The sequence below is a fragment of the Pseudochrobactrum sp. Wa41.01b-1 genome (assembly GCF_019464455.1).
Taxonomy (GTDB): Bacteria; Pseudomonadota; Alphaproteobacteria; order Rhizobiales; family Rhizobiaceae; genus Pseudochrobactrum; species Pseudochrobactrum saccharolyticum.
Map to the genome: position 1 here is coordinate 1,382,902 of NZ_CP080493.1, position 12,105 is coordinate 1,395,006.

The 12,105-nt window shown below is 51.5% G+C and carries 11 protein-coding genes and 1 riboswitch; of the genes, 5 read left to right on the forward strand and 6 right to left on the reverse strand.

Annotated elements, in window-relative coordinates:
* Positions 1-336: a zinc ribbon domain-containing protein gene (locus tag K1X45_RS06485; RefSeq protein WP_121993028.1), complete on the forward strand. Its 336-nt coding sequence runs from the start codon at positions 1-3 to the stop codon at positions 334-336.
* Positions 337-374: 38 nt separating this feature from the next.
* Here K1X45_RS06485 and K1X45_RS06490 read toward each other — a convergent pair whose 3' ends face one another.
* From K1X45_RS06490 to K1X45_RS06505, 4 genes are all read right to left on the reverse strand, one after another.
* The gene (locus K1X45_RS06490; protein ID WP_022712550.1) at positions 375-818 is read right to left on the reverse strand and encodes an Lrp/AsnC family transcriptional regulator; all 444 of its coding nucleotides are present in this window, start codon (positions 816-818) and stop codon (positions 375-377) included.
* 17 nt (positions 819-835) lie between these two features.
* Positions 836-2,152 (reverse strand): FAD-binding oxidoreductase, encoded by a 1,317-nt coding sequence (locus K1X45_RS06495; protein WP_220160159.1) that lies wholly within the window; start codon positions 2,150-2,152, stop codon positions 836-838.
* A gap of 103 nt (positions 2,153-2,255) precedes the next feature.
* Complete coding sequence (locus K1X45_RS06500) at positions 2,256-3,083, reverse strand: transporter substrate-binding domain-containing protein (protein ID WP_022712548.1); 828 nt, start codon at positions 3,081-3,083, stop codon at positions 2,256-2,258.
* Between the two features lie 108 nt (positions 3,084-3,191).
* The gene (locus K1X45_RS06505) at positions 3,192-4,157 is read right to left on the reverse strand and encodes an amino acid ABC transporter permease (RefSeq protein WP_220160160.1); all 966 of its coding nucleotides are present in this window, start codon (positions 4,155-4,157) and stop codon (positions 3,192-3,194) included.
* 376 nt (positions 4,158-4,533) lie between these two features.
* Positions 4,534-4,843, forward strand: a riboswitch (FMN riboswitch).
* A gap of 106 nt (positions 4,844-4,949) precedes the next feature.
* On the opposite strand from K1X45_RS06505, the gene K1X45_RS06510 reads away from it, so the two are divergent.
* Complete coding sequence (locus tag K1X45_RS06510; RefSeq protein WP_255560786.1) at positions 4,950-5,876, forward strand: DMT family transporter; 927 nt, start codon at positions 4,950-4,952, stop codon at positions 5,874-5,876.
* A gap of 51 nt (positions 5,877-5,927) precedes the next feature.
* On the opposite strand, the gene K1X45_RS06515 is transcribed toward K1X45_RS06510, so the two are convergent.
* Together K1X45_RS06515 and K1X45_RS06520 are read right to left on the reverse strand one after the other, a co-directional pair.
* A complete protein-coding gene (locus K1X45_RS06515) occupies positions 5,928-7,505 on the reverse strand; it encodes a DHA2 family efflux MFS transporter permease subunit (RefSeq protein ID WP_220160162.1) in 1,578 nt (525 codons plus the stop codon).
* A gap of 12 nt (positions 7,506-7,517) precedes the next feature.
* On the reverse strand, positions 7,518-8,663 hold the full coding sequence (locus tag K1X45_RS06520; protein WP_220160407.1) for an HlyD family secretion protein: 1,146 nt from the start codon (positions 8,661-8,663) through the stop codon (positions 7,518-7,520).
* Between the two features lie 392 nt (positions 8,664-9,055).
* Here K1X45_RS06520 and K1X45_RS06525 point away from each other — a divergent pair, with 392 nt between their 5' ends.
* The 3 genes from K1X45_RS06525 (at position 9,056) to K1X45_RS06535 (ending at position 12,073) form a co-directional block, all read left to right on the forward strand.
* The gene (locus K1X45_RS06525) at positions 9,056-9,721 is read left to right on the forward strand and encodes a TetR/AcrR family transcriptional regulator (RefSeq protein ID WP_220160163.1); all 666 of its coding nucleotides are present in this window, start codon (positions 9,056-9,058) and stop codon (positions 9,719-9,721) included.
* 239 nt (positions 9,722-9,960) lie between these two features.
* Positions 9,961-10,677 (forward strand): lysoplasmalogenase, encoded by a 717-nt coding sequence (locus K1X45_RS06530; protein WP_220160164.1) that lies wholly within the window; start codon positions 9,961-9,963, stop codon positions 10,675-10,677.
* Positions 10,670-12,073 (forward strand): coniferyl aldehyde dehydrogenase, encoded by a 1,404-nt coding sequence (locus tag K1X45_RS06535; RefSeq protein ID WP_220160165.1) that lies wholly within the window; start codon positions 10,670-10,672, stop codon positions 12,071-12,073. Before K1X45_RS06530 ends, K1X45_RS06535 begins: the two co-directional genes overlap by 8 nt.
* The last annotated feature ends 32 nt before the right edge of the window (positions 12,074-12,105 follow it).

The window sequence follows — 12,105 nt, forward strand, 5'->3', positions numbered from 1 at the left end:
ATGCCGGTTTATGAATATGCCTGCGAAGAATGCGGGCCATTCACAGCTCTGCGTCCGATGTCGGAATATGATCAGCCCTGCGCCTGTCCGGACTGTGAGACGTCTGCCAAACGCGTCATGCTGACAGCGCCCAATCTTGCATCAATGAATGCAAATAAGCGCACTGCAATGGCGGTGAATGAACGCAGTTCTCATGAACCGATCAGCTCAAAGTCATTAGGACACGGGCCGAATTGCGGTTGCTGCGGATCAAAATCCAAGAAATCCAAGGCAAAAGTCTCGGCAAGCGGCGCGAAGAGTTTTCCTTCCGCCCGCCCGTGGATGATCAGTCATTAAATCTGCAAATAAAAAAGGCGGGTCTTCCCGCCTTTCTTTTACAAATTTACGCCACGATTGAATTTGGTTTCCATCACAATATTCGATGTTGTGCGGACAATGCCCATCATTTCATTGATCTTGTTGATCTCGGCATTAAGCTTTTCCAGCGTATCCGTGCAGATATGAATAATCAGATCCCAGTCACCGGAGATCGAATGTACAGCCTGTACCGCTGTCAGTGTTTTCAGCTGTTTGATAACGTCAGGAAAATTCTTGTTGTTCAGTGCAGCAAAGGTAAAGCACTGGATCGGTGAGCGGTTCACATTCGAACCGAGACGCACCGAATAACCGTCAATAATCCCGTTGGTTTCCAGCCGCTGGATACGCTCCTGCAAAGCCGTGCGGGATACGCCAAGCTGGCGCGCCAGAGACGCCACAGATTCACGGGCGTTTTTCTGCATCAACGCCAGTAACTGCTTATCCTTATCGGTCATTTGCATAGTGGTCATTCCGTGTCTTAACGATGCGCGCCCTTATAGCGACCTTCCTGAAAGTAATCCATCAGGCGCAGATAATAGTAGACGCTTTCAGCAGCCAGCGGGCCGAAAATACCGCCATTCCAAGTCAGACCATAAGGTTTGAACAGACGGATACGGTCGCTTTCGCCACTCACAGCTTCAGCCACAACACGTCCGCCGATAGCAGTCGTATTCATACCGTGACCGCCGAAAGAACTGCATGCCCACACACCATCTTCAACTTTGGCAATGTGAGGCATTTTATGGCGCGAATAACCCATCAGACCCGACCATGCCTTTTCGATTTTCACATCTTTCAGACCGGCAAACACATCGCACATATCCTTGCGCAAAATTGCAGCGAGACGTGTCTCATCCTGCTCATTCTTAGTGGTAATGCGCCCGCCCCAGAGAATGCGATCCCCTTCGACCACGCGATAATAATCGGATGAGCGACGGTCATCCCCGACCGCATCTGTGGTGCGGATGAAATCCTGCAAGCGATTGCCCAGTTTTTCAGTCAGCACAACATAAGTGGCGATCGGCAGGAATGAACGGCGCAGCTTGCCGAACTGAGAACCGCCATAACCACCGCAGCACAACACCACATCATCGCATTGCACAGAACCCTGTGCGGTTTTCACCGTATAACGCCCTGTGGCACCGGCCTGTGGGTTACGGGTGAAGGACTGCATCACACTGTCTTCAAAAATCCGGCCGCCTTTGGCGCGGATCAGATCCGCCAGACCCAGTGCATAATTCAGTGGGTGGAAATGAAAGCCGGTACTGTCACGCAATGCCTGTTTATAGATCGGCGTATTCAGCTTCTGACGAACAGCTGCAGTGTCGAGATATTCATATTCATAATTGAAATGCTGCGCCATACGATCACGATAGCGCTGCATCTGGTCCGCAGCCTCATAGCGCACAACGCTGAGCTTGCCTTTGACAATATTGCAATCGGGCAGATTATTCTGCTCAATATTCTCACGGACAATTTCCACGCCTTCAACCGACATGGCAAACAGCTTTTTTGCATCCTCAAAGCCGCTGCGTTTTTCAATCGCGCCCAAGCCTTCAGCCCAGCCGTTCAGACAGAAGCCGCCATTGCGCCCCGACGCACCCCAGCTCACTTTATTCGCTTCAATCACGATCACGGATTTATTGCGTTTCAGCAATTCCCATGCGGTTGTCAAACCGGCAAGTCCGCCGCCGACAATACAAACATCGGCCTGCAAATTTTGCTGCAAGCTTTCATAGGCAGAAGATGAAGCAACGCGGGTGGCGCTGTAATAGGTAGCCGGATATGAACTCATAATGATACTGCTTCTTACAGAAAATACGTTTCAGTTTGTAAAAGACAATACCGGTTTCTGACTACGGGGGAAGTCCAGAAACCGGCATGCACAAACAGACTGACTATTTAAGCTTGGTATAATCCACGCCGTACCATTTTACGGACAAATCAGACATTGTGCCGTCTGTTTTCAGCTGTTCAAAGATCTCTTTAACCTTAGCTGAAAATTCAGGATCACCCTTGTCAACGGCAACAGCCAGCGGCTCGTAGAATGCCGGCTCATCAGCCAGTGCACGGATCGGATAGCCGCGCTTCACCGCATTTTCCACGGTTGGCATAGCGGAGACTGTCGCATCAAGACGGGTGCCGTCACCAAGACGCAGATCATCCAGCGGACCTACGCTGTCGCCATAGGTTTTAATATCGCCCGGCTTCACGTCATATTTGAATTCAGGCACACCAACGGCATCAATCTTCAGGCTGCCATTGATATAATCTTCGGTGGTTGTGCCGCCTTCAACACCAATAGTCTTGCCGTTCAGGTCCGCACGCTTTTCAGCCTTGGAATCCTTATGCACGGTGAAAACATAAGGCGTGTAATAATAAACAATCGGGAAATCGAGCACGCGGGCGCGGCCTGATGTCGGGGTCATGGAACCTACAGAAATATCCCAGCGGCCATTCCAGTGACCGGCAGTGATAATGCCCCATTCCGGTGTCACAAAACGGGCAGTCGCACCCAGACGCTTGGCAACTTCGGTTGCAACATCAATGTCGAAACCCACCAGCTTGTCGTCTTTCATGAAAGACTGCGGCGGCCAGTTCGCGGCAGTTGCCACAACCAGTTCTTTTTTGCTGGTCACGCGATCCAGCGTTTCACCGGCAAAAGCAGGCAGGCTGACAGTCAGTGCCAGTGCTGCAACGGCAGCAGATAAAATTGCATTCTTCATATGGTTTCCTCCCCAGAGCATAGTGCTATTCGAGTAACCTCACCGGAATAAACGCTATGCGAACAACAATAGATAGTTGTGGTCAGAACGGCTGACCGTCCGTATTCATCAGCGTTCCTGACGCTTCATGCGGTTTTCCAGCACTGCCTGACAGCGTTCGAGAATAATCGACAAAATCCAGTACAGCAGAGCAGCAGTGATCAGCATTTCCAGATGGCGGAATTCTTCACGACCCTGCGTACGGGCAAGGAACATCAGCTCCCAGACACCAATCACCGAGACAAGTGATGAGTCTTTCAGCATCGCAATGAACTGGTTTCCTGTCGGAGGAATAATCAGTTTCATCGCCTGCGGCATGATTACTTTGCGCATAGTGGTGAACGGACGCAGACCAAGGGCACGGGCAGCTTCCCACTGACCACGCGGAATGGACATGATCCCGCCGCGAAAAATCTCGGTCATATAAGCGCCGTAGCAGAGCGACAGAGCAAGCACACCGGCAGGAACCGCATCAATCACATAGCCAAGCTGCGGAATACCCAGATAAATCAGATAGATCTGGATCAACAGCGGCACGCCGCGGAAAAATGACGTGTAAAATGAGGCGATAGCAACCGCAAAACCATTTTGCGAGAGTTTGGCAACCGCACCGATAATCGCCAGCACAAAAGCAATCGCAATGGAAATCGCCGAGATATAAACGGTGGTGAATACGCCCTGCGTAATCAGAAACGGCAGCTTCGACAGGATGAAAGTATAAGACAGATCAAAGCTGTAGAAGAAATACAGAGCCGCAGAGAGCAATGCCAGCCAGACAACAATCGTCTGTATCTGCATCGGCAATTTACCGACAAGGTTGATAATCAGCGTCAGAACCAGCGAAGTGACGGCTGCAACCGCAATTATGCCGCCCGATGTTTGCAATAATCCGGCCAAACCCGTAGCGGCAGCATCGGCTGCGCCTGTCAGATGCCAGTTCTTCCAGACTATAAAAATGAAGGTAACAAGGGCGAATGCGCCCAAAAACCACGGTTTTTGCGTGATTTTATTTTTTTGTACTTTATCGTAATACATGCTGCTCTGCTCCCTGCCTCTATGTCTCCGCCAAAAAAGCGCAGGCTTCCACCCGAACATTTGCCGGAAATGACACAAAAGGCATGCAAAATCACTGAAATAACAGTCATAATGCGATTCAAAGCAGCAGATTTAACTGCATAAGCGCATGATGAAGTCTTTTAAAAGTGATTTCGCAGGTGACAAAAGACTGAAACACGGGTCAATGACCGTCATTTTCACATTATTTTTCGCCTGATATATCGCACGATATTAAACAGTGTTTTCAGGACACAGCGTTGCCGGTTATGCGACTTGATTTATCCCTGCCCGCACCATAAATTCGGCACATGCAGCAGGAACCGGAACTGTCCGGCGCTTTGCTGATAATAATTTTAATCGTTCTCAGGGCGGGGTGTAATTCCCCACCGGCGGTAACAGGCGGAAGTCTGAAGCCCGCGAGCGCTTAATCGAATGATGCCGGCATGATGTATATCATCATCTTGCAGGCTCAGATTTTGGTTATGGCGTGCTGAAAATGGTGTTTTTCGAGAACCGGAGCGGAGTGTACTTTGAGTACATGAGCACCGGAAAGCGTAGAAAAACGACATTTGCAAGCCGTCAGAGACAAAATATGTCGGTTAAGGTCAGCAGATTCGGTGCAATTCCGAAGCCGACGGTCATAGTCCGGATGAGAGAGAGCGGGGCTGAAATGGCATCATACGCGGTGATTTTTGCCGCCATTGTGTAATTTTCTTCCCGTAGCATTTCCCAATCCCTGGGGTAACGGCTTACGAGACAGGAAGAAAAACGTTGAGCCCAATTGCCTCTGTTCAAACATTAAAACCAACCGTCCGCGGTGCAGCACTCATGCTGGCAGCCGGAGCGGCTTATGCGGGCGTCAATGTCGCCACCCAATGGGCGGGCATACGCACCGGTATCCCTTCGGTTATTATTGCTTTCTGGCAATATGTCATCGCCCTTGTACTGACCTTACCGCTGCTGATCCGCGAAGGCGCGCGGGCACTGCGCACCAATCATCTCGGCCTGCATATTATTCGTGTCGCACTGGCTGCCGCCGGTGTGCAGGTGTGGATTTTCGCCCTCACCCATGTGCCGATCTGGCAGGTGATTGCACTGTCCATGACCTCGCCGTTTTTTGTTATTCTCTGTGCAAGATTGTTCCTGCGCGAGGCTGTAACACAGACACGCCTGCTCACCACTCTGGCAGGTTTCATCGGCGCATTAATTATCATTGCTCCATGGTCTGACACCTATACAGTCTATTCCCTGCTGCCAATTCTCGCGGCGGCACTGTGGGCAGGCTATTCGGTGATGACCAAATATCTGACCCGTTTTGAAACAACAGCCAGTATCTCCATGTATATGCTGATTCTGCTCACACCGATTAACGGCGCACTCTGGGCTGCATCAGGTGTCGGTTTTCCGGAGATCGCATCGCCATCCATGGAAATCTGGTCAATCCTGCTCACCATTGGTGTACTGACCGCCATGGCGCAATATTTCCAGATCGCCGCCTATTCCGTGGCAGATGCTGTCTATCTGCAGCCTTTTGACGATCTGAAACTGCCGCTGAATGTTATTCTCGGCTGGATCGTTTTTGCGGCTACTCCAAGCATCAATTTCTGGCCGGGTGCCCTGCTGATTGTCGGCGCATCACTCTATCTGATGCGTCAGGACAGCGGGCGGTCATCCCCGAAAATACAAGCGGCAGAATAATCAAATAAAAACGGCGGGAAATCCCGCCGTTTTTATTTGAACTGATACGTCTTAATGACCTGCTGCGTCTTTCGGCACATCGCCGGGCTTTTTCATCATCGTCGCAAAAAATGCCAGTGAGACAAACAACACTGTCAGGATCATAAACACGTCGATGAAAGACATCAGCGTTGCCTGCTGACGCACCATGCCGGACAGTTTCATCAATGCAATATTGGCACCATCCATACCCGCCGCATTAAATTTCGCAGTCAGATTGGCCAGCATTTCCTGTGCTTCGCGATTGCCCCAGTTCAGATGCTCCGACAATTGCGCATAATGCAGATCACCGCGCCGCATCAGCATCGTATTAATCACCGCCAGACCAATCGCACCACCCAGATTGCGCATCAGATTAAACAGGCCGGAGGCGTTTTTAATATGGGATGGATGCAATGTACCAAGCGCCAGATTGTTGATCGGCACCATACACAGCATCATCGAGCAACCACGCAGAATCTGCGGCAATAGCAATTCGTAGAAGTCCCAGTCCGCTGTCAGCCCCGTCATCAGATAGGTACCGGCGGCAAAGCCGATAAAGCCGATCATCATCATCAGGCGCGGATCCATCCGTGTGGAGAGAAAACCTGCCAGTGGCGCTGTCATAAACATCGCCAGACCACTGACAAACAGAGCCTCACCGATCATCAGCGCATCATAACCGCGGATACTGCCAAGATAGAGCGGATAGAGATAAGTCAGCCCGTAAAGCCCTACCCCCATAATGAATGAGAAGCTGGAACCAAGCGCAAAGTTCATATTCCTGAAGGCCGAGAGATCAACAATCGGCTCTTCCGCAGTGAATGCCCTGTAAAAGAACATCAGCGCACCGGCAACGAGCACAATGGTCATAATCACAATATGGCTGTCCTGAAACCAGTCATTGCGTGGCCCCTCTTCCAGCACATATTCCAGCGAGCCGAGAAATGCCGCCATACCAGCCAGTCCCCACCAGTCGAATTTGGCCAGCAGGGATTTATCACCCTTGTCGAAATCAATCAGATTCCATGCAGCAATTGCCACCAGAATGCCGGGGCCGACATTGACCAGAAACAGCCAGTGCCATGAAAAAGCGTGTGAAAGATAACCGCCGATTGTCGGCCCCACAGTCGGCGCCAGTGTTGCCACCAGCCCGACAATCGGAGAGACGATGGAACGCTTGGACGGCGGGAAAATTGTAAAAGCCGCCGCGAACACACTCGGGATCATACCGCCGCCGATAAAACCCTGAATAGCGCGGTAAACGATCATCTGCTCAATATTGGTCGCGGTCGCACAGAGCACGCTGGCAGCGGTAAAACCCGCCGCCGAAACAGTAAACAGCACTCGGGTAGACAGCAGACGACCAAGGAAGCCGGAAAGCGGGATCATCACCACTTCAGCAATCAGATAGGAGGTCTGCACCCATGAGATCTCATCAGAACTGGCACCCAGTCCCGCCTGAATTTCAGCCAGCGAGGCCGACACAATCTGGATGTCCAGAATGGCCATAAACATACCGAAGACCATGGCCAGAAAGGCCAGAGCTTTTCTCGGATCAATCTTTTCTTCAGCGGCAGGCACTGCCTGCATGGTGGTTGATACAGCCATGGCTGAATACTTTTATTGTGCAGCCGGAGTGTTTTGCGGTGCTGTGCGGGTATCCACATCCACAACAACACTCAGACCTGCGCGTAACTTACCGGTCGCCAGAGCCGCTTCAGGGATGGCAATGCGCACCGGAACACGCTGCACAACCTTGGTGAAATTGCCTGTGGCATTTTCCGGCGGCAGCAGGGAGAACACAGAGCCGGAAGCCGGTGACAGCGATGCGACTTTGCCTTCAAATGTCTCTCCGCCCAGTGCATCAACGGTGAAATGCACCGTCTCGCCGCCATGCAGATTTTTCAGCTGGGTTTCTTTAAAATTCGCGTCAATATAGAGCGCATTGACCGGTACCAGCGCGGCAATACGCTGCCCTGCACTGACCAGATCACCTTTTTTACCGGTCAGGTTGCCGACAACACCATCAAACGGCGCACGCAATGTGGTGAAGGACAAATCACGCTGCGCCTTGTCCCGCGCCAGTTCAAGACTGCGGGTTTGGCTCTCAGCTTCCTGATATTGCGCTTTCAAAACGCCGATATTGGCCTGAGCCGCTGCAATCTGCGCCTGTGCATTAGCATCCGCCGCCTGTGCCTGTGCCAGAGCCGTGGTTGCGCGGTCAAGCTCCGACTGCGAGACAAAACGTGTATCATGCAGCTTGGTGATCCGCTCCATGGTTGCCTGCGCATTGGTCAGACCGGCAGCGGAAGATTGCTGAGAGGCACGCGCCTGTGTGAGACTGGCTTCTGCCGCAACAGTCTGTGCCTCAATCCGTGCCAGCGTTTTCTGCTGGCTGGCCAATGCCGCGATTTTCTCATTCAACGCAATCTGGTAATCACCCTGATCGAGCTGGAAAATAGCATCACCGGCTTTAACATGGCTGTTGGCACTCACCAGCACATCATCAATATAGCCGGTCACTTTAGGCGACATCGCCATGATATCCCCGTGAATATAGGCATCATCGGTCGAAACCATAAAGCGGCCTGTCGTCCACCAGTCATAGCCATACCATGCGCCACCGGCCAAAGCCGCGAGCAGCAGAACACTCAGGACTTTACGCTTGCGCGATGGTTTACCCGATGCAGGCTTTGATGTTTCCGGCGCTGTCGTCTGTTCGCTGAAGGGTTGGGACTGCTCAGCACGCAGCGGATCGTCCGGCATTCTGTTGTCATCATTCTGCGCCGCTCGCTTGAAATCAACCTGAGCAACACTCTGTGTGTTGTCCTGATCGGACGAGGAATGATTCGACTGAACTGATTTCGCAACGGGCTTGAGAGCGGACATAGCGGGGGCAACTTTCTGAGAAAAACAGGCCGTACTGCCAATAAACTTTATTGAATTGATTATCCCGGTAAGGAGAATTTTAAAAAAGAACCGAAACCGAACTAAGAGTGATGTCTGCTTCTGCCTTCCTGACAGGCGCTACAGAACCCTTCAAACCGATCGGTTCGATGTTGACATAAAGCAAGAGAGACGGCATATCAATTGAAATCGCACTGATCGGTTCGAATTGATGATTTTTATCGTCGGCACATAAGCGGAAACACACTGATATGACAGACACCAAACAGGCACAGAATGGCCGTCACGGCGCCGGACAAGATCCGGCGAAGCGTCAGAAAATTCTGGACGGTGCGCAAAATGTATTTCTGCGCATGGGGTTTGATGCTGCGAGTATGAATGACATCACCCGTGAAGCCGGTGTGTCCAAAAGCACAATCTATGTTTATTTCGAGAGCAAAGACGAATTGTTTGAAACGCTTTGCGAGCAACATCGCAGCGTTTTATTTTCGCAGATCGGTGCAATTAACGGCGATACCCTATCCAGCAAAGAGAGCCTGATTGCCTATGGTGTGGCGCTCGTGACGCTTGTCACATCGGATATGGTTATCAGCGCCCAGCGCACTATTCTCGGTGTTACAGAGCGGAAACCGGAAATGGGTGTGCGCTTCTATGAGCGCGGCCCGCGGCGCGGGCTGATGGTGCTGAAGGCCTATATTGAAAAGCTGGCCGAGCAAGACATTATCCGTGTGCCGGACGTGCAGCATTCCGCCTATCAATTGGCAGAACTGTTTCTCGCAGGCATATATCGCCAGCGGCTGTTCGCTTATATGGAAGAGGCACCGACAGCAGAGCAAATCCGCTATAATGTGGAATCCGCAGTGAATATGTTCTTCGCGGCCTATGGCACACAACCGGACGCGCCCGAAGCCCGATAACACCGCCCCCTCCTCTCAACATCACAATGCCATAACTGTAATTGTGATTGCAGCAATGCAGATTTGCGCTACTCTGCCTAGCAAGCAGTTTACGTTCAGGTCAATTAGAGCGCCGTGTGCCGGATTTGGCACACAAAGGTCGCTCTAACACTTTAAAATTAGAGCATAATTTTACCTTCAACTGATCCAGGGTTAAGGAATTATGCTCTGAACAGGCTGTGTAAAGGGGGAGACAATGCATGGCGGTCGGAAACACATCACAGACAATCAATAATCATCATACTGCAACAGTGATCTATATTCTGCTGGCTACAGGAGCCATTGCGGGCGCATTGCTTGGCAGCTCACTCAGCCCTGAATGGCGCTGGCTCCATTATCTGACCAAGCCGACGGCTACGGCTTTCCTGCTGTTTCTGACTTTGCAGATTAAACATCCTGCATCCCGCCATTATCGCAATGCTATTGCGCTCGGGCTGGCCTTTGCCATTGGCGGTGATTTCTTCCTCATGCTGCCGCAGGATTATTTTATGGCGGGACTTATCTGCTTTCTGCTCACCCATTGCGCCTATATTTATGCATTACTGTCCGATCATGCTGCGTTCAAACCCGCTGTCTTTATCGGCTTTGCAGCCATTGCATTGCTAATTATTTCCGGCCTGTGGAACAGCCTGCCTGATGGCATGCATATTCCGGTCGCTATTTATGCGGTGGCACTGGCGCTGATGGCTGCACTGGCACTCAACCGCGCTATCAACATGACAATCGCCGACCGCAGCACAAAACAGGCAGCCAAGATTGCGGCTTTTGGCGGCATCTTCTTTGTTGTCAGTGATAGTATTCTGGCTTACGGGCGTTTTCGTTTTGATATTCCGCTGAATCCGGTCTGGGTACTCGGCACCTATTACGCAGCGCAATGGTGCTTTGCCCGTTCTGTTTTAAGGGACATAAATGACTGAGCAACTGAGCACGAATTTTGCGATTTTGCGTGAAGCATGGCTGAAAAACCGCCCTGATGAGCGGCAGCGCCGTGAAGATTTGTTGCGGTTGCGCACAGCCTTCAAAGCCAGCCTGCCGCAGATGGCCGAAGCAATATCGCGCGATTTCGGGCATCGCTCTACCCATGAAAGCATGATGGCCGAAGCCGTGATTGTGCTCAAGGAAATCGACTTCTGTCTGCGCCATCTCAGAAAATGGATGAAGCCGCAAAGGCGTAAAGCCGGATGGCAGTTCTGGCCGGCGAAAGCAGAAATACGACATGTGCCGCTGGGCGTGGTCGGCATCATGGCGCCATGGAACTATCCGGTAAACCTCTCCCTGACACCGCTGGTTTCTGCACTTGCGGCGGGTAATCATATCTATCTGAAACCTTCAGAACATACCCCGCATACCAATGCCTATCTCAGCCGCCTGTTGCAGGAAATTTTCCCGCCAGAGCGTGTGTGCATCGCTCAGGGTGGTGCGGACATTGCCGCAGCATTTTCTGCCCTGCCCTTTGACCATTTGTTTTTCACCGGTTCCGGCGCGGTCGGCAAAAAAGTCATGGCCGCAGCAGCACGAAATCTCACACCGGTCACTCTGGAACTTGGCGGTAAATCGCCTGCATTGATCGCCCCCGATGCCGATCTTGTTAAAAGTGTTAGCCGCATCCTGACGGGTAAACTCTTCAATGCCGGACAAACCTGCATCGCGCCGGATTATGTGCTGCTGCCGGAGAATATGCTGGACGCTTTTATCGCAGAATGCAAAAGCCAGACCGCCCGTCGCTATACGGAGCTCGACCGGCAACCGGATTACACAGCCATTATCAATGAAGGTCAGTATAAACGCCTCACCCATTTGCTGGATGATGCCAGTATCCGTGGTCATAAGACCATCCCGCTTCTGACATTGAGCGATATACAGAGAGCCGGAGAATATCATATTCTCCCGCCGATGCTGATTATCAATCCTGATGATAACTGTGCCATTATGCAGGAAGAGATATTCGGTCCGTTGCTGCCGGTAAAAACCTACCGCACTTATGATGAGGCCATTGGTTTTATCACCAGCCGCGACCGGCCGCTGGCATTCTATTGTTTCAGCAATAGTAATGAGACCATTGAGACTGCGCTTACACATATTGTGGCAGGCAGTGTGTGCATTAACGACACGCTCTATCAGTTTGCCTGTGCAGACCTGCCATTCGGCGGCGTAGGCATGAGCGGCATGGGACATTATCACGGTGAGGAAGGTTTCAAAACTTTCTCCAAAGCCATGCCGGTGCTGCGAAAATATAATCCCGCGGCGACTGATTATCTGCATCCGCCCTATGGTCGCTTTGCCAATTTCATCATCCGTTTTCTGACACGATAAAAAACAAAAAAGCCCCGTCTGAAACAATCAGG

Excerpts from the sequence above, each read along its gene's own strand:
- K1X45_RS06485 (WP_121993028.1), top strand. The coding sequence starts at position 1 with ATGCCGGTTTATGAATATGCCTGCGAAGAATGCGGGCCATTCACAGCT.
- K1X45_RS06490 (WP_022712550.1), bottom strand. The coding sequence starts at position 818 with ATGCAAATGACCGATAAGGATAAGCAGTTACTGGCGTTGATGCAGAAA.
- K1X45_RS06495 (WP_220160159.1), bottom strand. The coding sequence starts at position 2,152 with ATGAGTTCATATCCGGCTACCTATTACAGCGCCACCCGCGTTGCTTCA.
- K1X45_RS06500 (WP_022712548.1), bottom strand. The coding sequence starts at position 3,083 with ATGAAGAATGCAATTTTATCTGCTGCCGTTGCAGCACTGGCACTGACT.
- K1X45_RS06505 (WP_220160160.1), bottom strand. The coding sequence starts at position 4,157 with ATGTATTACGATAAAGTACAAAAAAATAAAATCACGCAAAAACCGTGG.
- K1X45_RS06515 (WP_220160162.1), bottom strand. The coding sequence starts at position 7,505 with ATGGCTGTATCAACCACCATGCAGGCAGTGCCTGCCGCTGAAGAAAAG.
- K1X45_RS06520 (WP_220160407.1), bottom strand. The coding sequence starts at position 8,663 with ATGCCGGACGATCCGCTGCGTGCTGAGCAGTCCCAACCCTTCAGCGAA.
- K1X45_RS06525 (WP_220160163.1), top strand. The coding sequence starts at position 9,056 with ATGACAGACACCAAACAGGCACAGAATGGCCGTCACGGCGCCGGACAA.
- K1X45_RS06530 (WP_220160164.1), top strand. The coding sequence starts at position 9,961 with ATGGCGGTCGGAAACACATCACAGACAATCAATAATCATCATACTGCA.
- K1X45_RS06535 (WP_220160165.1), top strand. The coding sequence starts at position 10,670 with ATGACTGAGCAACTGAGCACGAATTTTGCGATTTTGCGTGAAGCATGG.